The 19,840-nt window shown below is 62.0% G+C and carries 19 protein-coding genes and 1 pseudogene; 14 read left to right on the plus strand and 6 right to left on the minus strand.

The window, feature by feature from the left end; all coding sequences use genetic code 11:
* From SM766_RS19315 to modC, 6 genes and pseudogenes are all read left to right on the plus strand, one after another.
* Window positions 1-236, plus strand: a pseudogene (locus tag SM766_RS19315) (methyl-accepting chemotaxis protein); the annotation flags it as partial.
* A gap of 154 nt (window positions 237-390) precedes the next feature.
* Window positions 391-1,329 (plus strand): CheB methylesterase domain-containing protein, encoded by a 939-nt coding sequence (locus SM766_RS19320; protein WP_274830766.1) that lies wholly within the window; start codon window positions 391-393, stop codon window positions 1,327-1,329.
* Between the two features lie 35 nt (window positions 1,330-1,364).
* Complete coding sequence (locus SM766_RS19325) at window positions 1,365-1,922, plus strand: chemotaxis protein CheD (protein ID WP_274830765.1); 558 nt, start codon at window positions 1,365-1,367, stop codon at window positions 1,920-1,922.
* A 199-nt stretch (window positions 1,923-2,121) separates the two neighbouring features.
* Window positions 2,122-2,904, plus strand: a complete 783-nt coding sequence (gene modA, locus SM766_RS19330) for a molybdate ABC transporter substrate-binding protein (RefSeq protein ID WP_368948839.1) — start codon at window positions 2,122-2,124, stop codon at window positions 2,902-2,904.
* 8 nt (window positions 2,905-2,912) lie between these two features.
* A complete protein-coding gene (gene modB, locus SM766_RS19335; protein ID WP_274834948.1) occupies window positions 2,913-3,605 on the plus strand; it encodes a molybdate ABC transporter permease subunit in 693 nt (230 codons plus the stop codon).
* Window positions 3,605-4,693: a molybdenum ABC transporter ATP-binding protein gene (gene modC / locus SM766_RS19340; RefSeq protein ID WP_368948840.1), complete on the plus strand. Its 1,089-nt coding sequence runs from the start codon at window positions 3,605-3,607 to the stop codon at window positions 4,691-4,693. The genes modB and modC overlap by 1 nt, the downstream gene beginning before the upstream one ends.
* A gap of 153 nt (window positions 4,694-4,846) precedes the next feature.
* On the opposite strand, the gene SM766_RS19345 is transcribed toward modC, so the two are convergent.
* Entirely contained in the window at window positions 4,847-5,305 is a 459-nt protein-coding gene (locus SM766_RS19345; RefSeq protein ID WP_274830762.1) for an Lrp/AsnC family transcriptional regulator, read from the minus strand.
* A 116-nt stretch (window positions 5,306-5,421) separates the two neighbouring features.
* On the opposite strand from SM766_RS19345, the gene SM766_RS19350 reads away from it, so the two are divergent.
* Both SM766_RS19350 and SM766_RS19355 read left to right on the plus strand, forming a co-directional pair.
* The gene (locus SM766_RS19350) at window positions 5,422-6,624 is read left to right on the plus strand and encodes a methionine gamma-lyase (RefSeq protein WP_368948841.1); all 1,203 of its coding nucleotides are present in this window, start codon (window positions 5,422-5,424) and stop codon (window positions 6,622-6,624) included.
* Between the two features lie 10 nt (window positions 6,625-6,634).
* The gene (locus SM766_RS19355; RefSeq protein ID WP_368948842.1) at window positions 6,635-9,001 is read left to right on the plus strand and encodes a thiamine pyrophosphate-binding protein; all 2,367 of its coding nucleotides are present in this window, start codon (window positions 6,635-6,637) and stop codon (window positions 8,999-9,001) included.
* Between the two features lie 10 nt (window positions 9,002-9,011).
* Here the strand turns inward: SM766_RS19355 and SM766_RS19360 are convergent, their stop codons facing one another.
* The 3 genes from SM766_RS19360 to SM766_RS19370 form a co-directional block, all read right to left on the minus strand.
* Window positions 9,012-9,968: a 1-phosphofructokinase family hexose kinase gene (locus SM766_RS19360; protein WP_368948843.1), complete on the minus strand. Its 957-nt coding sequence runs from the start codon at window positions 9,966-9,968 to the stop codon at window positions 9,012-9,014.
* Window positions 9,969-10,062: 94 nt separating this feature from the next.
* The gene (locus SM766_RS19365) at window positions 10,063-10,950 is read right to left on the minus strand and encodes a LysR substrate-binding domain-containing protein (RefSeq protein WP_274833960.1); all 888 of its coding nucleotides are present in this window, start codon (window positions 10,948-10,950) and stop codon (window positions 10,063-10,065) included.
* Window positions 10,950-11,849 (minus strand): LysR substrate-binding domain-containing protein, encoded by a 900-nt coding sequence (locus tag SM766_RS19370; RefSeq protein ID WP_368948844.1) that lies wholly within the window; start codon window positions 11,847-11,849, stop codon window positions 10,950-10,952. Before SM766_RS19370 ends, SM766_RS19365 begins: the two co-directional genes overlap by 1 nt.
* Before the next feature lie 142 nt (window positions 11,850-11,991).
* Here SM766_RS19370 and amaB point away from each other — a divergent pair, with 142 nt between their 5' ends.
* Entirely contained in the window at window positions 11,992-13,494 is a 1,503-nt protein-coding gene (gene amaB / locus SM766_RS19375; RefSeq protein ID WP_368948845.1) for an L-piperidine-6-carboxylate dehydrogenase, read from the plus strand.
* On the plus strand, window positions 13,484-14,758 hold the full coding sequence (locus SM766_RS19380; RefSeq protein WP_368948846.1) for an NAD(P)/FAD-dependent oxidoreductase: 1,275 nt from the start codon (window positions 13,484-13,486) through the stop codon (window positions 14,756-14,758). The genes amaB and SM766_RS19380 overlap by 11 nt, the downstream gene beginning before the upstream one ends.
* Window positions 14,759-14,802: 44 nt before the next feature.
* Here SM766_RS19380 and SM766_RS19385 read toward each other — a convergent pair whose 3' ends face one another.
* Complete coding sequence (locus tag SM766_RS19385; RefSeq protein ID WP_368948847.1) at window positions 14,803-15,849, minus strand: zinc ABC transporter substrate-binding protein; 1,047 nt, start codon at window positions 15,847-15,849, stop codon at window positions 14,803-14,805.
* Window positions 15,850-15,984: 135 nt separating this feature from the next.
* On the opposite strand from SM766_RS19385, the gene SM766_RS19390 reads away from it, so the two are divergent.
* From SM766_RS19390 to SM766_RS19405, 4 genes are all read left to right on the plus strand, one after another.
* The gene (locus tag SM766_RS19390) at window positions 15,985-16,467 is read left to right on the plus strand and encodes a Fur family transcriptional regulator (protein WP_274830753.1); all 483 of its coding nucleotides are present in this window, start codon (window positions 15,985-15,987) and stop codon (window positions 16,465-16,467) included.
* On the plus strand, window positions 16,464-17,261 hold the full coding sequence (locus tag SM766_RS19395) for an ATP-binding cassette domain-containing protein (protein WP_368948848.1): 798 nt from the start codon (window positions 16,464-16,466) through the stop codon (window positions 17,259-17,261). Before SM766_RS19390 ends, SM766_RS19395 begins: the two co-directional genes overlap by 4 nt.
* Entirely contained in the window at window positions 17,258-18,070 is an 813-nt protein-coding gene (locus SM766_RS19400; RefSeq protein WP_274830751.1) for a metal ABC transporter permease, read from the plus strand. The genes SM766_RS19395 and SM766_RS19400 overlap by 4 nt, the downstream gene beginning before the upstream one ends.
* A gap of 67 nt (window positions 18,071-18,137) precedes the next feature.
* Complete coding sequence (locus tag SM766_RS19405) at window positions 18,138-19,052, plus strand: MurR/RpiR family transcriptional regulator (protein ID WP_368948849.1); 915 nt, start codon at window positions 18,138-18,140, stop codon at window positions 19,050-19,052.
* A gap of 5 nt (window positions 19,053-19,057) precedes the next feature.
* Here SM766_RS19405 and SM766_RS19410 read toward each other — a convergent pair whose 3' ends face one another.
* Complete coding sequence (locus tag SM766_RS19410) at window positions 19,058-19,840, minus strand: dimethylarginine dimethylaminohydrolase family protein (RefSeq protein WP_368948850.1); 783 nt, start codon at window positions 19,838-19,840, stop codon at window positions 19,058-19,060.

Below are 19,840 nucleotides of genomic sequence, written 5' to 3' on the forward strand. Positions count from 1 at the left end.
TGGAAGAGGCCACCGCTGCGGGGCACATGCTGAACAGCGACGCCACCAAGCTGGCCGAACTGGTCGCACACTTCAAGATCACGGGCGGCAGCAATATCACCGCAATGCCGCAGCCTTCGGCACCCATCGCACCGACGGCTCATGGCGAAGATGATTGGGATCTGGACGAGATCACTCCGACCCCTGTCGCCGCAACGGACGGAAACGCCGCCATCGACAAGTGGCAGGACTTTTAACCTGCCATCGATCCGGGGCGCACAGGGTGCGCCTCACCAATTATGTAACTTTCGGTTGTTCACCGAACTAACGTGACTGGGTATAGAATTGACCTCTCAGAACCTATTAATAATAACAACTGACCGGACATTTGCCCGCTCTTTGCAAAGCCACATGGAAGCCGCATATCCCGGTATGAAAGTGCTTTTGGCTAACAACCTCATGATGGCCTACAACCAGGCCGAAGCGGCGCAGCCAACCTTTGCGTTTGTGGAGGATGGTTTCACCCGATTGCCAGAATTCGAAATGATGCTGGCACTGTTCTCGGCCGTGGACACCCGCTGGGTCTCGGTCATGGATAGCCCGGGTGCGACACCTGCACGCCAGTCTTCTCCGTTGCTGAACGTAGGCGCGGGTATTTTCGAACTGACAAAGGCGGACAGCCCGCGCCAGTTTGCCCAATATTACGACATGATGGTCAAGGCGCCGCGGCGCGGTGCCCCAGCGCGGACTTCTGCCTCAGCTCCGCCGCCGCCCAAACGCGATTTCAAGAAATTCATCCTGATCGGTTCCTCCACCGGCGGTGTCGAAGCGCTGCGTAGCGTATTGGTCGGCTTCACCCAGAATTGCCCACCGACGCTGATTGTTCAGCACACCGGTAAGAACTTCGGCCCTGGGCTTGTGTCGCTGCTGGACCGGATCTGCGCCGCCAAGGTGGTTGCGGCCGAGGACGGCATGCAGATTGAATCGGGACATGTCTACGTTGCCGCAGGACAAACCCGCCACATGGGGCTATCGCCCCGTAAACCTCTGCGCCTTCGCATGAAAGAAGGACCGCCAATTTCGGGCCACACTCCGTCCGTTGACGCTTTGTTCACTTCTGCCATGCCATATGGAAAGGACGTGGTCGCAACAATCCTGACCGGTATGGGCCAGGACGGAGCCAAAGGGCTTCTGGAGTTGCGCAAAGCCGGGGCAGCCACATTTGCACAAGACGAAAAATCGTCTGTTGTTTATGGAATGCCAAGGGTTGCCTGGGAAACTGGAGCCGCACAGAAACAAGTGTCTCTTGCCCGCATGGCCGGAGCGCTACTTCAGGCCTGCAAGACCTGAGCCGGGTTTTCCCCGGGCTAAACAAGGAGACCGCTGTGACGTCAGTATTCGCCAACACCACCTCCGTGACCATCCTGCAAGGGGATTACCGCGTGTCCAAGGACCCGTCGGTCGTCTTCTCGACTGTGCTTGGCTCCTGCATTGCAGCCTGCATCTATGACGCGGAGAATGGCGTTGGCGGCATGAATCACTTCCTGTTGGCGAATGCCAATGGTGGCGGTGTCAGCGCCCGCTATGGCATTCACGCCATGGAGCTTCTGATCAACGGCATCATGAAGAAGGGCGCCGAGCGCCGCAATCTGAAGGCCAAGGTATTTGGCGGCGCAAAAATGTCGGTAAATCTGTCCGATATCGGTGCCTCAAACGCGCAGTTCGTCCAGCAGTTCCTGAAAGACGAGGGTATTCCCTGCATCTCCTCCAGCGTGGGCGGCACATCGGCCCGCCGGGTTCGGTTCCATCCGACATCCGGCAGCGCCCAGCAGACCCGGGTTGCCAACGACCGGCGTCTTGGCGAACAGGAAGTGGCGGCAGCACGTCAACCCACACCCGCACCCGCCACCCCGGCTGGCGCAGGCGATCTGACTCTGTTCTGAATTGTCGCAGGCGGTCCCGAACCGCAGCCAGATCCCATTCTAAAAAAGAGCCGGTCGCAGCGTTGCGACCGGCTTTTTGCATTGTGAGCACCCACGCAGCGGAAAGCGCCAACCACGGGCGAGGGAAATTATCCCTTGCTCCGTTTCCGGCCCGGCGCTACGCCAAGTGAGATATGCAGACGTTCCACGAGGCCCGCCAATGATCCTGTCCCGCACCCGCCGCCTATGTCTGGCTGCCGTGCTGGGATTTGCGTTTGCCATCGCAGCGCCCGGTCTGACCTTTGCAGGCGAGGTCACTGTGTTCGCCGCCTCCAGCCTGACCAATGCAATCGAGCGTATCCGCGCAGGGTTTGAAGCCGAAACCGGGCATGCCGTTGCGGTTTCACTGGCCGGGTCCTCCGTTCTGGCGCGCCAGATCGAATATGGCGCGCCAGCTGATGTTTTTATCTCTGCCAACCCCGCCTGGATGGACCATCTTGAGCAGCGCGACAGGATCGTAGCAGGCAGCCGGTTTGACCTGATGGGCAACAGCCTTGTGCTGATTGCACATGGGCAGCAGCAACCGGTGACACTTTCGCCCGATTTTGACCTTGCCGGACTGCTAGGGAAAAACCGGCTTGCCATGGCCCTGACCGAAGCCGTGCCGGCCGGGATCTACGGCAAGGCCGCGCTGTCATCGCTCGGTCTGTGGGACGGCATTGCCCCCAATGTAGCCCAGACCGACAACGTCCGCGCCGCGCTGGCCCTGGTCGCTACTGGAGAGGCCCCCTTTGGGATTGTCTACACCACGGATGCAAAGGCCAGTGTAGACGTCAGCATTATCGCCACCTTCCCGGGCGACAGCCACCCACCGATCATCTACCCAGCTGCAGCAATTGCGCCCGGTGACAATCCTGCAGCACGCGACTTTCTCGATTATCTCCAAAGCCCCGCCGCAGGTGCCATCCTGACGGCCGAGGGGTTTACCGTTTTGCCGGAATAGCCCGCATGATGGACTGGCTCGGCCCCGAGGAATGGAACGCGGTTGCCCTGTCTTTACGGGTATCATTCTGGGCAACCCTGGCGGCGCTGCCTCCGGCCATGCTGATCGCCTATGCCTTGGCCCGGTGGGAGTTTCCGGGCAAGCAGTTGCTGAACGGTCTGGTCCACCTGCCGCTGATCCTGCCGCCTGTGGTCACGGGGTATCTGCTGCTGCTGACCTTTGGCACCCAGGGGCCGGTCGGGGGGCTGCTGCAACAGATGGGGATCGTGCTGGCCTTCCGCTGGACCGGCGCGGCGCTGGCAGCGGGCATCATGGGGTTTCCGCTGATGGTGCGCGCGATCCGTCTGTCCGTCGAAGCCGTCGATCCAAAGCTGGAGCAAGCCGCATCCACCCTGGGCGCGTCGCGGGTTTGGGTGTTTGTCAGCGTTACCCTGCCGCTAGTGTTTCCCGGGCTGATTGCAGGCGCGATCCTGGCCTTTGCCAAGGCGATGGGGGAATTTGGCGCCACGATTACTTTTGTGTCGAACATCCCGGGCCAGACCCGGACCCTGCCATCAGCGATCTACGCCTTTTTGCAGATCCCCGGCGGTGAGGCGGCCGCAACCCGATTGGTGCTGATCTCGGTTGCCCTTGCCATGACTGCCTTGCTCCTATCCGAAGCCCTTGCCCGCAGGGCGGCCAAACGCATAAGGGACGCGTGATGCTCTCGGTGCAGCTCAGCCATAGCAGGCCCGGCTTCACCCTCGATGTCGCCTTTGAGGCGCCGCGGGGGATCACCGTCCTGTTCGGCCGATCAGGGTCCGGGAAGACCACTGTTGTCAATGCGGTGGCTGGGCTTTTGAAACCGGTTGCAGGACGCGTGGCGCTGAACGGACGGGTCCTGTTTGACACCAAATCGGGTCTATGGCTGCCGCCAAACCGGCGCCGCATTGGCTATGTCTTCCAGGAAGGTCGCCTGTTCCCGCATCTGACCGTCCGGCAGAACCTCCTGTTCGGTCGCTGGTTCGCCCCAAAGGATACGCCCAGGGCGGATATCGACCGGATCGTCGAGATGCTGGGGATCGGCCACCTGCTGCAACGGCGGCCCGGAGGTCTGTCGGGTGGTGAGAAACAAAGGGTTGCAATTGGCCGTGCCCTGCTGTCCTCGCCAGAAATGATCCTGGCCGATGAACCGCTGACGGCGTTGGATGAGGCGCGCAAGGCGGAAATCCTGCCGTATTTCGAACGGCTGCGCGATGAAACGGACATTCCAGTACTCTACGTCAGCCACTCCGCAGCCGAGGTGGCGCAGCTGGCCACCACGGTCGTCGTGCTGCAGGACGGCAAAACGGTTCAACAGGGACCTGCCGCGCAGATCCTAAGCGATCCCAATGTCATGCCGACCGGTGTTCGTTCCGTTGGCGCGCTGCTGGAAACCCGGGTCAAAGCGCATCACCCGGACGGGCTGACCGAACTCGACGCGGGCGGTATCCCATTGTTCCTGCCAAAGATCGCCCAGGCACCGGGTCAGATGATCCGAGTCCGGGTTGCTGCGCATGAGGTGATCCTATCACGGCAGCGTCCCGAGGGGCTTTCTGCGCTCAATATCCTGCCGGGCACGGTCCAGCAGATCCGCGCCGGTGACGGCCCCGGGGCCATGGTGTCTCTCAAAACGCCAGCTGGGCGCATCCTGGCCCGCATCACCCAGCGCTCGGCGCGGGCGCTGGAGCTCACCGAAGGCGCCGAATGTTTTGCCGTGGTGAAATCGGTCGCCATCGCGCCCAGCGATATCGGTGGCGCTTCGGGATAAGTCTGCCATAGCTTCTGCACTAGGGCACACGGACAAGTTTCACGCATGGGCTAGAGCACTGCTCGCCACGCCCAAATATTACATAACACACATTATGAGTACAATTAGGACGGCGTATCTGCGCCGACCGCTTTTTGGCGACATGCACCGCGCTCACGCAACCGAAGGAAACACCGCCGTCTTTTTCACCGTGCCGTAGACAAAACTGGTGTCGATCGAGGCGATGCCGCCGATGGGATGAATGCGGTTCCGGATGAAATCCTCATAGGCTTCGAGATCGGGCACAAGCACCCTCAGCTGGTAATCCATTGCACCGGTCATCACGTGGCACTCCAGCACCTCATCGATCATCCGGATACGGCTTTCGAAATTCTTTACATCCGCCTCGTTGTGCCGCTCCAGCCGGACGCGCACGAACACCATGATCGACAGACCATAGGCCGCCGCGTCCACGTCGGCGCTGTAGCCCTGCACGATCCCCTTGGCTTCAAGGTTCCGGATCCGCCGCAGACAAGGAGAGGGTGACAGATTCACCGCATCGGCAAGATCCTGGTTGGTCATGCGACCGTCCCGCTGCAACGCACGGATGATCTGTCGGTCTTTACTGTCCATGAAGCCCTCATATTGGCAGATACTGCCAATAATTACCTCAATCAAGGCAGAATTGGCAATCAAATGCCGTACAGGTCAGCACAAATTGGCGCCATCAAGTTTCAGGAGATATCCCAATGAGCCGCGCCACAGGATTTGCCACCCGTGCCATCCACCACGCCTATAACCCGCTCGACAATGACGGCGCGCTGACCCCGCCCCTGCATCTGACCTCGACCTTCTCCTTTGAAACCGCCGAAGCGGGCGGAGATACCTTCGCCGGAGAGCGCGAAGGCCATATCTATTCCCGCATCTCGAACCCGACCTGCGATTTGCTTGAGCAGCGCATCGCCACGCTCGAAGGGGCCGAGGCAGGCCTTGCCATGGCCAGCGGCATGGGCGCGATCACTGCGGTTCTGTGGACCCTTCTGTCGCCGGGCGACGAGGTAATCGTCGACAAGACGCTGTATGGCTGCACCTTTGCCTTCATGCGGCACGGGCTGGCAAAATGGGGTGTCACCATTACCCATGTGGACATGACCGACGTGGAAAACCTGCGTGCCGCGATCAGTGACAAGACCCGCGTCGTCTATTTCGAAACCCCGGCCAATCCGAACATGCGTCTTGTCGATATCGCGGCAGCATCAGACATCGCCCACGCGGCAGGTGCGCAGGTCGTGGTCGACAACACCTATGCAACCCCCTATCTGACCCGCCCGATTGAGCTTGGCGCCGATATCGTGGTGCATTCCGCCACAAAATACCTTGGCGGCCATGGTGATGTGGTGGCCGGGCTGATCGCAGGCACTGCCGAGCAGATCACCGAAATCCGGTTGGTGGGGATGAAGGACATGACGGGGGCAGTGATGGCGCCGTTCAATGCCATGCTGATCCTGCGCGGACTCAAGACACTAGCCCTGCGCATGGATCGACACTGCGCCTCGGCGCGGGTGGTGGCGGACTATCTGGAGGCGCATCCGGCCGTCAGCAGCGTGCATTTTCCGGGACTTCAAAGCTTTCCCCAGCACCAACTGGCCGAACGCCAGATGGCGCAGCCGGGTGCGATGATCGCCTTTGAAATCGACGGCGGTATGGCTGGCGGGATCCAGTTCATGAACGCGCTCGAGATGATCCAGCGCGCCGTGTCGCTGGGCGATGCGGAAACGCTGATCCAGCACCCGGCCTCGATGACCCATTCGACCTATACCGCCGAAGAACGCCTTGAGCATGATATCAGCGATGGCCTGATCCGCCTGTCGGTGGGGCTGGAAGACGTGGCCGACATCCTGCAGGATCTGGATCAGGCCCTGCCCACGCCCGCCAAACACGCTGCCGAATAAGGAGAGCGCCATGCCCGCTGATCTCACGCACCTGAAGACCGTCGAACAGCGGCTGCTGTGGCTGTCGCACTGGATGATCCATCACGCCAATCATGTGCGCCCCAAGGTAGACGGGATCAAGATCGGCGGGCATCAGGCCTCCTCCGCCTCGATGGTGTCGATCATGACCGCGCTTTATTTCTCGGCCCTGCGGCCCGAGGACAGGGTGGCCGTGAAACCCCATGCCTCGCCGGTCTTTCACGCGATGCAGTATCTGATGGGCAACCAGACCCGCGAGAAGATGGAGAATTTCCGCGGCTTTGGTGGCGTGCAGAGCTATCCCAGCCGGACCAAGGATATCGACGATGTGGATTTCTCCACCGGTTCGGTGGGCCTTGGCGTGGCGATCACCTCCTTTGCTGCGATTATCCAGGATTACATCAAGGCCAAGGATTGGGGGCGCGATGTCCCGATGGGCCGCATGGTGGCGTTGGTCGGCGATGCAGAACTGGACGAGGGCAATATCTACGAAGCCCTGCAGGAAGGTTGGAAAAACGATCTGCGCAACACCTGGTGGATCATCGATTACAACCGCCAGTCATTGGACGGAATCGTACGCGAAGGGTTGTTCGGGCGGATCGAGAAGATTTTCGACGCCTTCGGCTGGGATGTGGTGCGGGTCAAACATGGCGTCTTGCAGCGGGCCGCGTTCGAGGAACCCGGTGGCGATCATTTGCGCGACTGGATCGATGCCTGCCCCAATCAGGAATATTCCGCGCTGACCTTCATGGGCGGTGCAGTCTGGCGCAAGCGGCTGATGGATGATCTCGGCGATCAGGGCGATGTGACGGCCCTGATCGACCGGCGCAGCGACGCCGAACTGGCCGCGCTGATGGAGAACCTGGGCGGTAACTGCGTAGAGACCATGGCTCAGACCTTTGACGCCATCGACCACAATCGGCCCACCTGTTTCCTCGCCTATACGATCAAGGGCTGGGGCACGCCCATTGCGGGACACAAGGACAATCACGGCGGGCTGATGAACAAGTCCCAGTTTGCCGAATGGCAACAGCACATGGGCGTGGCCGAGGGCGAAGAATGGGAGCCTCTGGCAGCGGTCAAAGACCCGGATGCCCTGCGCGCCTTCCTGTCTGAGGTGCCCTTTTTTGCCAAGGGCACCCGCCGCTATCAGGATGACAAACTGGCGGTGCCCGCGATTGCCGTCGACACCTCGCGCGAGGTGTCGACCCAGATGGCCTTTGGCAAGATCCTTGATGATCTCTCGAAGGGCGATAGCGCACTGGCCGACCGCATCGTCACCACCTCACCCGATGTGACCGGCACCACCAACCTTGGCCCATGGGTGAACCGGCGCAAGCTCTTTGCTCGCACCGAACAGGCCGATGCCTTTATCGAAAACCGCATTCCCTCCACCGCGAAATGGGAGTTCACACCGCAGGGCCAGCATATCGAACTGGGCATTGCCGAGATGAATCTGATGCTGCTCTTGGGCGCGGCGGGCCTGTCGCATTCGCTCTTTGGCAAGCGGCTTATCCCCATCGGCACGGTCTATGATCCCTTTGTCGCCCGCGGCCTCGATGCGCTGAACTATGCCTGTTATCAGGACGCGCGTTTCATTCTGGTCGGCACCCCCTCTGGGGTGACACTGGCACCCGAAGGCGGCGCGCATCAATCCGTCGGCACGCCTCTCATCGGGATGAGCCAGGACGGGTTGGCCTCCTTTGAACCTGCCTTTGCCGATGAGCTGGCAGTGATCATGGAGTGGGCCTTTGACTACGTGCAGCGCGATGGCGAGGGCGATCCGGATGAACGCACCTGGCTGCGGGATGAGACCGGCGGGTCGGTCTATCTGCGCCTCACCACCAACCCTGTTGAACAGCCCGGTAAACGCGTCGACGAAGAATTCCGTCAGGGTGCCATCGATGGCGCCTACTGGCTGCGCAAGCCGGGGCCGAATTGCGACGTGGTGATCGCCTATCAAGGCGCCGTTGGCCCAGAGGCGATCAAGGCCGCCGGAATGGTCGGCGAAGGTCGCCGCGACATTGGCGTGCTGGCGGTGACCTCGGCGGACCGGCTGAATGCAGGCTGGACAGCGGCGCAACGCGCTCGCGCCCGCGGCAATGCAGCCGCGCAATCGCATATCGAGGCCCTGATGGGGCGGCTGCCGCCCCATTGCCGGATCATCACTCTGATCGACGGGCATCCGGCCACATTGTCATGGCTTGGCTCTGTCGCCGGGCACCAGACAATCCCGCTTGGGGTGGAGCATTTTGGCCAGACCGGCACTATCGGGGATCTTTACCGCCACCACAGCATCGACGCCCGCGCTATCGTCGAAAAGGTGAATGGTTTGACAGCCGGGAAGAAGATGGCCTGAGAGGCGCACATCAAAGGGATGTATCTTCGCGAAGCGCGCAGCGGTCCAGCAGTGCCGTTACATCCTCGGCCTTGAATAATGCGGTACCTTCGGTCTGGACCGTTGCGCTGGCGGCGGCAACGCCCCAGCGCAGGGCCTGCCCCAGAGGCTGGCCCTGCGACAGGGCCAGCGTCAGCGCCCCGGTAAAGGCATCCCCTGCCCCGATTTTACTGACCATCGGAACCTCGGGTGCGCGACAGAAAAACCGCTGCTGCCCCGTCACCAGAATGGAGCCTTCACCGCCGCGGCCGCCAACCACGATCTCCGCCACGCCGCGCGCAATCAGCGCCTCGGCAAAGGTGTAGCTGTCATTCAGGCTCTCCATCCTGTGCCCTGCTGACTGCTCCGCCTCACGCTGATCCAGCCGCAACAAATGCACTGGATCGGAAGGTGAGGTGAGCAGATGTTCCAGCGCAGTCTTTGAAGTATCGACTACCAGCTTGCTCCGGCTCGGGGTCAGGGCCGCCAGAACCTTTTGCGGGAAATCGTCACCCAGACCGGGAGTGACGCCACCGCTAAGGACCACATAACCATCCCTTGGCGCGGCAGAGACAATCGCATCGAGCAGGCGCGCGCCATCAGCCTCACTCATCTCCTCACCCGGAACACTGAAGCGGAACTGTTCCCCGGTCGATGTATCCGTCACCGCAAAACTCTGCCGCGTTTCACCACCGGCCTGCACGGGATCCACCGGGACGCCCTCCGCTGTCAGAAGCTGCAACAGACGCTCCCCCATGGCGCCGCCTACGGCAACCAGCGCCAAAACATCGCCGCCCAGCCTGTGAATGGCCCGGGCCACATTGACGCCGCCACCGCCCGGATCGGTGCGCGGAGTGTCACAATAAAGCTTGGGGCCTGCCACCACGTGGGTGATCGAGGTGGCCAGATCAACGGCAGGGTTCAGCGTGATTGTCAGGATCTTGGACATTGGTTTCCCAGCAGGCAGGTCAGAGCACAGCCTCTGCACATCTAATTCTTTTCTGTCGCGCCACCAATCCCGGACGGTCTGAGCCGACGGGCGGCTAAGGCTCTTCCCTGCGCAGCTGTTTTCTAAGCCAGGCCTCGAACCGTTGCACCGGTTTTGGCGCCGCCCCGTATGGACGCACGAAATAATAGCGTTTGCGGGAGGTCAGATGCGGACCGGGAATGCGCATCAACTCACCCGAGGCGATTTCCTGATCCACCATATCATATGGCACGATCGCTGCGCCCAGCCCGGCCACCGCTGCAGCGATAACCATCGAATGCTGGTCGAAATAGCGCCCGTCCTGACGTGGCGCACCGATGATCCCAGCTCGTGCGAACCAGTCCCGCCAAGCTTCTTCGCGGCTTTCCAGATGCAGCAGCGGCACCCCAGGCCAATTCGGATTGCCCGCAAGATCCTGCCCGGCAAAGAAATCCGGCGCGCAGACCGGGATCATCTGCTCGCCGAACAATTCGGTCATCAAGGTACCCGGCCAATTGTCGAGCCCGTAATGAATGGCCAGATCAAAAGAGGTGCGGCTGAAATCAAACGGCTCCAGCCGGGTGGTGAAATTCAGCTCGATCTCGGGGTGGCGGGCAAAGAAATCCGGCAACCTTGGGATCAGCCAGCGATTGGCGAATGTCGGCAGGACGGCGATCCGCAGCGCCGAACGCCCGGCCCCGGCGGCAACCGCTTTTTGCAGGCTGGCCTTCAGCGATCCCAGATCCTGCGCCAGATCGGTGGCAAGCCCCTGCCCGGCCGGGGTCAACACCACACCGCGCCCGACCCGCTGGAACAACTCGAACCCCAGGACCGTTTCCAGCTCTTTCACCTTCTTGCTGACGGCGCTTTGAGTCAGCCCCAGTTCCTCGCCGGCGGCGGTGAAATTCTGATGCCGGGCTGCGCTTTCGAAACAGCGCAAGTGGGTCAGGCTCGGCAGCCGCATCACGACACCTCCTGCGGGCCGATCTGCCCGACCAGCCAGTCACGGAACTTCAGCAGGGGATAATCCGCCGCCCGATCCTGCGGCCAGACCAGAAAATACGACCCCAGCGTAACCGGCGCGCCCGGCACTGCCAGTTGCAGCCGACCCTGGGCAATTTCCGCCTCGGCAATGAAGGTCGGCAGCAGGGCAACGCCAAGCCCATGTACCGCCGCCTGTGTCATCGCCGAGGATTGATCGAACAACATGCCGCGCAGTTTTTCCGCCGGAACCTCATGCAGGGCAAACCATTGCTCCCAGCTGTCCGGGTGGGTCTCCAGATGCAGCAGCGGAAAACTGAGCAGCTCCTCCGGCGTTGCGGCCGGGGCATGCATCAGTCCGGGCGCGCAGACCGGCAGCACGTGTTTGGGCATCAGGGGCAAATATTCGACGCCCGGCCAATCACGTGTGCCATAGTGAATCGCAGCCTGTGTGGTGCTGCCCTCAAAACTGAACGGCAGGTTATGAGTCTGAAGGTTGACGGTAATCCCCGGTTGCCCTGCCACGAAATCCTTCAGCCGCGGCGCCAGCCAATGCAGCCCGAAGGAGGGCAGGATCGACAGGTTCAGACTGCCCCCATCCGGGTTGGCCCTGAGTTTCACCGAGGCCTGCGCCAGCCGGGTCAGGATACCGCGTGCCTCCTGTGCGAACCCTGCCCCCGCCGGTGTCAGCTGCATCCGCATCTGATCTCGCGCAATCAGATCAACCCCCATCTGCTCTTCCAGCTGTTTCAGTTGGCGGCTGACCGCGCTTTGGGTCAGCGACAGATCCTCAGCCGCCGCCGAGGCGCTGCCCAGACGGTCCACCGCTTCGAGGGCAAGCAGGGATGGAATAGAGGGCAAAAAGCGACGCGGCGCGATCATATGACTTTACCTCATACCGGCAGGAATTAGTTTCATGTGCAAACCACTCCTTTCAATGACAAACAAGGGAAAACGCCAACACCTGATCATCAAAGATAGCTCTTTCCCTCATGATCAGCCATCTCTGACAAGGACTCCCTCCATGGATTACGCAGATATCCTGACCGCCGCTGGCCTGACCAAAGACGAACTCTGGGGTGGAACGCTCAGCGTGACCACGCCGGTCGATGGCAGCGAAATCGCCAAGTTGAAAATGCACAGTGTGAACGAGGCGAACACCCAGATCGCGGATGCGAAACAGGCATTCACGGCCTGGCGGCAAGTGCCTGCCCCGCGCCGCGGTGAACTGGTCCGCCTGCTTGGCGAAGAGCTGCGCCGCGAGAAGGAAAACCTTGGCCGGTTGGTGACGCTGGAATGCGGCAAGATCTATCAGGAAGGCCTTGGCGAAGTGCAGGAGATGATCGACATCTGCGATTTCGCGGTTGGCCTGTCGCGCCAGCTTTATGGCCTGACCATAGCATCCGAGCGCCCTGGCCACGCCATGCGCGAAACCTGGCACCCGATGGGCACCTGCGGCATCATCACCGCCTTCAATTTCCCGGTCGCGCCCTGGTGCTGGAACGCGGCGCTGGCCCTTGTCTGCGGCGATCCGGTGATCTGGAAACCTTCCGAGAAGACCCCCCTGACGGCGCTGGCGGTTCAGAAGATCTGCGAGCGGGTTATGGAAACTTTCGGCGACGAAGCTCCAAAAGGCCTGATTCAGACTCTGGTTGGCGAACGCGATCTGGGCGAAGCGCTGACTGCCTCCAAGGATGTTGCGATCATCTCGGCCACCGGTTCGGTGCCGATGGGTAAGGCGGTTGCCGCCGATATGTCCAAACGTCTGGGGCGCACGATTCTGGAACTGGGTGGCAACAACGCGATGATCGTGGCCCCTTCGGCGGATCTGGAAATGGCCCTGCGCGCCATCGTGTTCTCCGCCGTTGGCACCGCCGGGCAGCGCTGCACCACCCTGCGCCGCCTGATCGTGCACAAGGATATCTATGACCAGCTGATCCCGCGCCTGATCAAGGCCTATGAAGGTCTGCCAATCGGCGACCCCCTCGCCGACGGCACCCTGGTCGGCCCACTGATCGACCGTCCCGCGCTGGACGCCATGGACGCTGCGTTGGCGCAGGCCAAGGCCGAAGGTGGAAAGGTGCACGGCGGCGGGCAGGCGCAAAAGGGCAGCCATGGCGATGCGGCCTATGCCCATCCGGCCATCGTGGAAATGCCGGAACAATCGGCAATCATGCATACCGAAACCTTCGCGCCGATCCTTTATGTGGTGAAATACGATGACTTGGATGAGGCCATCGCCCTGCAGAACGACGTGCCTCAGGGGCTCAGCTCCTGCATCTTCTCCACCGATGTGCGCGAGACCGAATATTTCCTCTCGGCAGCGGGTTCGGATTGCGGTATCGCCAATGTGAACATCGGACCCTCCGGTGCCGAAATCGGCGGGGCCTTTGGCGGAGAAAAGGAAACCGGCGGCGGCCGCGAAAGCGGATCTGACGCCTGGAAAGGGTATATGCGCAGGCAGACGAATACCGTGAACTATTCACGCGATCTGCCACTTGCACAGGGGATCAAATTTGACATCTGATCTGGCGTCCAGTCTTTGGCATGACACCTGCCGGGAGCAGATCCTGGCGCCGCAGCTGACCGAAGAGGTCACTGCGGATCTGGTGGTGATCGGTGGCGGCTACACAGGGTGTGCCGCCGCGCTGAAGGCTGCGGGACTAGGCGCCGATGTCCGCCTGATCGAGGCGGGCAGTTTCGGCAGCGGTGGGTCGGGGCGCAATGTCGGTCTGGCCAATGCCGGCCTCTGGCTGCCCCCCGAGGATATCAACGCCGAAATCGGCGAGGCAGCTGGGCGCCGCCTGTCCGACCTGCTCGCCGGGGCGCCGGATATGGTCTATGACCTGATCGAAACCCATCAGATCGCCTGCGAACCGGTCCGCAAGGGCACGCTGCACTGCGCCCATGCCCCCAGCGGCATGAAAGATCTGCAACGGCGCTTCGGCCAGCTGTCGCGGATCGGCGCTCCGGTGAAACTGCTGGACGCAAGCGAAGCGCAGGCAAGGGTCGGGTCCGAACAGGTGTTCGGCGCGCTATTTGATCCACGCGCCGGCACGATCCAGCCGCTGGCCTATGCCCGTGGCCTCGCCCGGGCCGCTGCGGGCGCAGGTGCAAAGGTCCACGCAGAGACCCCTGCCCTATCGGCCACACGGCAGCAGGATATCTGGGACATCACCACCCCCAATGGCCGCATTCGCGCCAAGCATATGATCGTCGCCACCAACGGCTACGCCCTGCCCATCGAAGGGCTTCAAACCCCGGCCATGATCCCGGTGCATTATTTCCAGGCCGCAACCGATCCGCTGCCGGACAGTGTTCGCAAGGCCATCCTACCCGAGCTGGAAGGATGCTGGGATTCGGCGCTGGTCATGTCGTCCTGGCGACTGGATCAGGAAGGCCGCCTGATCATCGGCGGCATGGGGGCGCTGAACCATCCCGGCAGCGGCATTCACCTCGGCTGGCTGCGGCGCAAACTGGCGGATCTATTCCCGGCGCTGGCCGACACGCCCTTGCGACAGACGTGGTTCGGGCGGATCGCAATGACCACGGAACACCTGCCGAAGATCCAGCATCTGGACGGCGGCTATGCCTGTTTCGGCTATTCCGGGCGCGGCATCTGCCCCGGCACACTGTTTGGCACCCGCATGGCGGAGGCACTGCTGACTGGCGAGACATCCTGCCTTCCGGTAGACCCGGTGGCCAGCCACAGCCTTCCCTTTGCCGGGCTCAAACAAGCCTATTACGAGACCGGCGCGACCCTGACGCATCTGGTCAAAAACCGGTTCTGAAAGGGGCAGACCAGTGTCACCCGCCCTGCCCCTTTCCGGAATACCTAGTGGCAGCTCGCCATGGCGCTGCCCAGTTCGGACAACAGATCCGTGTAGAACTCCGGCCCCGGCGGGATGTGGCTGCCCATGGGATCGATCACTACCGTTTTTGCCCCGGTCCCATCCAGCACCGTATCGACCAGTCCCGGATTGAACTGCGGCTCGGAAAAGACACAGGCGACGCCATGGGACGCAACCGCATCGCGGATCTCGGCGATGCGCGCGGGGCTTGGGTCCGAAGCATCGCCTAGCGAAATCGCCCCGGATGAGGTCAACCCAAAACTGTGCTCGAAATACTGGTAAGCGTCGTGGAAAACGATGAAGGAGCTGGCGCGCAGTGGCTCCAGAACCGCATCAAGGCGCCCCACGGTTTCCTTGATTTCCGCCTGACCGGCCTTGGCGTTGGCCATGTAGATCTCTGCGTTTTCGGGGTCCAGCGCGGCCAGCTCTGCCGCAATGACCGATAGCCACAGCTCTGCGTTTTCCGGCGCCAGCCAGGCATGGGGGTCGATGCCTTCATGCGCGTGGCCAGCGTGATCCTCGTGATGCGCGTCGCCGTGTTCATCATGCGCCATGTGATCATGATCGTCACCATGCTCGCCTTCTACGGCGTGATCCTCATGTCCATCGTGATCTTCGCCAGCGTGACCGTCGTGATCATGCTCGGCTTCATGATCGTGATCATCGTGATCAAAGGTCGTGCCCGACCGGAACTCCAGCTCCAGCGTGCCATCGACCTCCAGCAGTTCGGTCACCCGCGCCCGCCCAGCCAGGGTCTCAAGCGGGCCTTCCAGCCAGGGTGTCAGTGCTTCGCCAATCCAGAACACCGCATCAGCGCGGTCCAGCGCCAGCGCTTCGGAGGGGCGCATTGCGTAGCCATGGGGTGACGCACCGGGCGGCACCACCAGATCCGGCTCTCCCACTCCCTGCATCACACGGGCGACCAGCCCATGCACCGGCGCGATATCAACCGCCACCCGCGGCACCTCGGCCAGCGCCATCCCTGCCCCAAAAACAGCAGGCAGCGCCGCTGCGTAAGATAAGCCTTTCATTCCGACAGTCCTCTCGTCCCGAGTCGATGTAATTGTATAACATTACGCGGCTTGATAAACGTCATAACATAACATATCAAGACCCAAATCGGTGCCTGTTACTGCCCCTTCAATTGCCCTGTGCGGAGACCCCTGATGGATTCGATCGGCTTCGAAACCCACGATCACAGCAGCTGTATCCACGACTGCATTGCCGCAGTGGATGCCCGGTGCAAGGCAAAGGGCCTGCAATTCACCCCCGTACGGCGGCGGGTGCTGGAAATCCTGCTGCAAGAGCACCGGGCGCTCGGCGCCTATGACATTCTGGACCGGCTGCGCGAAGAGGGACTCGGCTCGCAGCCCCCGGTCGCCTATCGGGCGCTGGATTTCCTGGTCAAGAATGGCTTTGCCCACAAGATCGAACGGCTGAATTCCTTTGTGGCCTGCACCCATCCGGGCGACAGGCACGCGCCGATCTTCATGATCTGCCGAATCTGCGATGCCGTGGCCGAAGTGCATACCGATCCTACCAAGGGACAGCTCGGTGCCGCAGCAGAGGAAGCCGGGTTCCTGATCGAACGCACCGTCGTCGAAGCCGAAGGGATCTGCCCAAAATGCCAGAAGGCACAGGCTGCATGAGCCTTGTATCCCTGAAAGGCCTGTCCGTTCAGTATGGCGGCAACACGGTGCTGTCCGATGTGAACCTGAATATCGAAGCGGGTGAGATCCTCACCATCGTCGGGCCGAACGGATCGGGAAAATCCACGCTCTTGCGCAGCATCATCGGCGCCCTGAAGCCCAGCCGGGGCAGCATCACCCGCGCGCCCGGCCTGCGCATCGGCTATGTACCGCAAAAACTGCATATCGATCCCACCCTGCCGTTAACCGTGCGCCGGTTTCTGAGCCTGCCAACCCGCATCAGTGACGCTCAGGCCGGAGCCGCATTGACACAGGCCGGTGCCGACCGGCTGGCCACGCGGCAGATGTCGGGCCTGTCGGGCGGGCAGTTCCAGCGCGTCCTTTTGGCCCGGGCGCTGCTGACAAACCCGCAACTTCTGATTCTGGATGAAGCCACCCAAGGCCTTGATCAACCCGGCTCCGCCGCCTTTTACCAACAGATCGCAACCGTACGGGCTGAACTCGGCTGCGCGGTGTTGATGGTCAGCCATGAATTGCACGTGGTCATGGCCGCCTCTGACCGGGTGATCTGCCTCAACGGCCATATTTGCTGCGAGGGGGAGCCGGAACACGTGGCCTCTGCCCCGGAATACCGGGCGCTGTTTGGCACCGGAACCCAAGGAGCGCTGGCGCTTTACCGGCACGAACACAACCACTCGCACGACCATTCCCACGATCATGGCCCTGGCTGCGACCACGATCACGGCCCCTCCGACGCAAACAGGGGCGTTGCAGATATGGACAAGGTATCATGAGCTTTCTCGACAGTTTCCTGATCCGCGCCGCGCTTGCTGGGATCGGCGTTGCGCTGGCGGCGGCGCCACTGGGCTGTTTCGTGGTCTGGCGCCGAATGGCCTATTTCGGCGATGCCACGGCGCATGCTTCCATCCTGGGCGTAGCTTTGGCGCTGGCTTTTGATACCTCGGTCTTTGCGGGCGTGCTCGTTACCTCGCTGATGATGGCGACAGCGGTTTCGAGCCTCAGCAACCGGGGCTATGCCATGGATACGCTGCTCGGGGTTCTGGCACATTCTTCGCTGGCCTTTGGCCTAGTCGCGGTCTCCTTCCTGCATGGGGTCCGGATTGATCTGATGGCCTATCTGTTTGGCGATATTCTGGCCGTCAGCCGCGTTGATCTGGCGATTATCTGGGGCGGCGCGGCGCTGGTTCTGCTGTTGCTCTGGGCGCGGTGGTCGGCGCTTCTAACGGCGACCCTGAACCCGGATCTGGCCTATGCCGCCGGGATCGACCCGAAACGAGAGCAGATGGTGCTGACCATTGCCCTCGCGCTTGTCGTCGCGGTGGCGATCAAGGTGGTCGGCGTCTTGCTGATCGCCGCGCTCTTGCTGATCCCGGCCGCCGCCGCACGTCCCTTTGCCTCGACCCCGGAACGAATGGCGCTGATTGCGGCAACGATCGGCGCCTTGTCCGCCCTCGGGGGGCTGCAACTGGCTTTTACCTTTGACACGCCGACCGGGCCGACCATTGTCTGCCTTGCCGCCATCCTGTTCGCGCTTTCCAGTCTGGGTCACGCCCTGCGCCAGCATATCATCGGTCGCAATTGATCCGTGAGCCTGCGCAGACCGTGTGATTTCCTGTTGCATGGTTCAGCACATATGTTCTGTTTATCCCATGAACCCCCAACTTGATCCGAAACAGACCGCCCGCCTGCTGGCCACGCTGAAAGAGAGCATTTCCCACATGCCGCCCAAACTGGCGGCGGCGGCGAAATATATCATCGATAAGCCGGGTGATTTCGCGCTCGACCCGGTGCGCCTTACCGCCACCAAGGCCGGGATCAGCGCCAATACGCTGGTGCGTCTTGCTGAACATCTGGGGTTTGACAGTTTCGAAGCCCTGCGCACCCCCTTCCGCGCCGCGCTTGTCACTGGGCAAGAGGCGGGGCTGGGAGAGGATTGGCTGGCGCAGATGCAAACCTCTGATGCGCCGTCGGCGGCGCTTCAGGCGCGCGCGGCCCGCAACGAGATCAACATCGTAGCGCGCTCTTTGCGGCTGATGACCCCCGAACGGACCGCTGCCATTGTTGAAACGCTGACCTCGGCACGGCGATGTTACGTCACCGCCACCCGCGCCTCATATGCACTGGCGCATTACTTTCACTACGTGGGGCGGATGGCACTGCCGGATCTGGATCTGGTGCCGCGCCATATGGGCTCGGCGATGGACGATCTGATCGACCTCTCGGCGGAGGACTGCCTGATCGCCATCACCTTTGCCCCCTACTCCTCGGGGACCATTCAGGCCCTGCGCATGGCGGCAAAGAGAGGCGCCAAGGTCGTGCTGATTTCAGACAGCGAGGTGATCGCCCCCGGCATCCATGCCGATCATGTGCTGGCCGTCGCGTCGAATTCGCTGCATGCCTTTGGCGCCTATGGTGGCGCCATGGCGGTGCTGGAATGCCTGCTGACACACCTGATCACGGCAGGCGGAGACACCGCCCGCCGCCGGATCGAGGCCTATGAGGACCTGCGTCAGGACAGCGGCGCCTACTGGAGTGGCCCCAAACTGCCCCGCACTGGCCGCTGACGGGATCAGAACCGCAGCGACAGGCAGGACATGCCGCCGTCCAGTTTCGCGCAGTCGCGGTTGTCGATCTCCACGACCTCGAACCCTTCGCGGTCCAGCATTTCGGCAGTGCGCGGGAACCCCGCCGCCATCAACACCAGATTGTTGAACCGGATCGCGTTGGCCGCTGCCTCTTCGCCATCGGCCACGTGCAGAACTCGGTAGCCTTCGAAACAGCCCGAGGCATCCAGCCGACGGGTGGACAAGATCGTTTCCGCATCCATCAGGGAACAATCGGTCTTGAAGTGCAAAACCCCCTCGGGCGTGAAAACCTCGCGCAGGGAGTGGCCCCATTCCGCCGCGATCTCTGCCAACTCGGCAACGCCCGCCGCATCCGTGCGATCCGAGCGGCCCACCAGGATCTCGCGACCGGTCACCAGAATGTCCCCGCCTTCAATATGGCCGTGTCCCTTGATTTCGCGCAGATCTTCGTAACACCCCCGCAGGGCCGGAGCCATTTCGGCCACCTCCCCCATGCGGGACGGCGCGCCGGGGCGCATCAACACGGCGCCCTGCGGCAGGCACAGCGCGGTGTCCTCGACAAAGACCGCATCTGGATAGGCCTCCAGCGGGTCCAACTCGATCACTTCGGCGCCGGTGCTTTTGAGGGCCGCCACATAAGACGCATGGGCCTTCAGCATGGTCTCCAGATCCGGGGTGCCGATATCCTCGGCGCGCAGCCCGTTGACGATGCTGGCCGCCGGACGGCGGGTGATGGCGCGGGTAAACTCAAACGAAGGGTTGGTCAT

The sequence above is a fragment of the Pseudophaeobacter sp. A-200-2 genome, from assembly GCF_041008815.1.
GTDB lineage: Bacteria > Pseudomonadota > Alphaproteobacteria > Rhodobacterales > Rhodobacteraceae > Phycobacter > Phycobacter gallaeciensis_A.

Bases quoted from the DNA above. Each gene is read 5' to 3' on its own strand.
- SM766_RS19320 (WP_274830766.1), top strand. From the start codon at position 391: ATGGAAGCCGCATATCCCGGTATGAAAGTGCTTTTGGCTAACAACCTC.
- modA (WP_368948839.1), top strand. From the start codon at position 2,122: ATGATCCTGTCCCGCACCCGCCGCCTATGTCTGGCTGCCGTGCTGGGA.
- modB (WP_274834948.1), top strand. From the start codon at position 2,913: ATGGACTGGCTCGGCCCCGAGGAATGGAACGCGGTTGCCCTGTCTTTA.
- modC (WP_368948840.1), top strand. From the start codon at position 3,605: ATGCTCTCGGTGCAGCTCAGCCATAGCAGGCCCGGCTTCACCCTCGAT.
- SM766_RS19345 (WP_274830762.1), bottom strand. From the start codon at position 5,305: ATGGACAGTAAAGACCGACAGATCATCCGTGCGTTGCAGCGGGACGGT.
- SM766_RS19350 (WP_368948841.1), top strand. From the start codon at position 5,422: ATGAGCCGCGCCACAGGATTTGCCACCCGTGCCATCCACCACGCCTAT.
- SM766_RS19355 (WP_368948842.1), top strand. From the start codon at position 6,635: ATGCCCGCTGATCTCACGCACCTGAAGACCGTCGAACAGCGGCTGCTG.
- SM766_RS19360 (WP_368948843.1), bottom strand. From the start codon at position 9,968: ATGTCCAAGATCCTGACAATCACGCTGAACCCTGCCGTTGATCTGGCC.
- SM766_RS19365 (WP_274833960.1), bottom strand. From the start codon at position 10,950: ATGCGGCTGCCGAGCCTGACCCACTTGCGCTGTTTCGAAAGCGCAGCC.
- SM766_RS19370 (WP_368948844.1), bottom strand. From the start codon at position 11,849: ATGATCGCGCCGCGTCGCTTTTTGCCCTCTATTCCATCCCTGCTTGCC.
- amaB (WP_368948845.1), top strand. From the start codon at position 11,992: ATGGATTACGCAGATATCCTGACCGCCGCTGGCCTGACCAAAGACGAA.
- SM766_RS19385 (WP_368948847.1), bottom strand. From the start codon at position 15,849: ATGAAAGGCTTATCTTACGCAGCGGCGCTGCCTGCTGTTTTTGGGGCA.
- SM766_RS19390 (WP_274830753.1), top strand. From the start codon at position 15,985: ATGGATTCGATCGGCTTCGAAACCCACGATCACAGCAGCTGTATCCAC.
- SM766_RS19395 (WP_368948848.1), top strand. From the start codon at position 16,464: ATGAGCCTTGTATCCCTGAAAGGCCTGTCCGTTCAGTATGGCGGCAAC.
- SM766_RS19400 (WP_274830751.1), top strand. From the start codon at position 17,258: ATGAGCTTTCTCGACAGTTTCCTGATCCGCGCCGCGCTTGCTGGGATC.
- SM766_RS19405 (WP_368948849.1), top strand. From the start codon at position 18,138: ATGAACCCCCAACTTGATCCGAAACAGACCGCCCGCCTGCTGGCCACG.
- SM766_RS19410 (WP_368948850.1), bottom strand. From the start codon at position 19,840: ATGACCAACCCTTCGTTTGAGTTTACCCGCGCCATCACCCGCCGTCCG.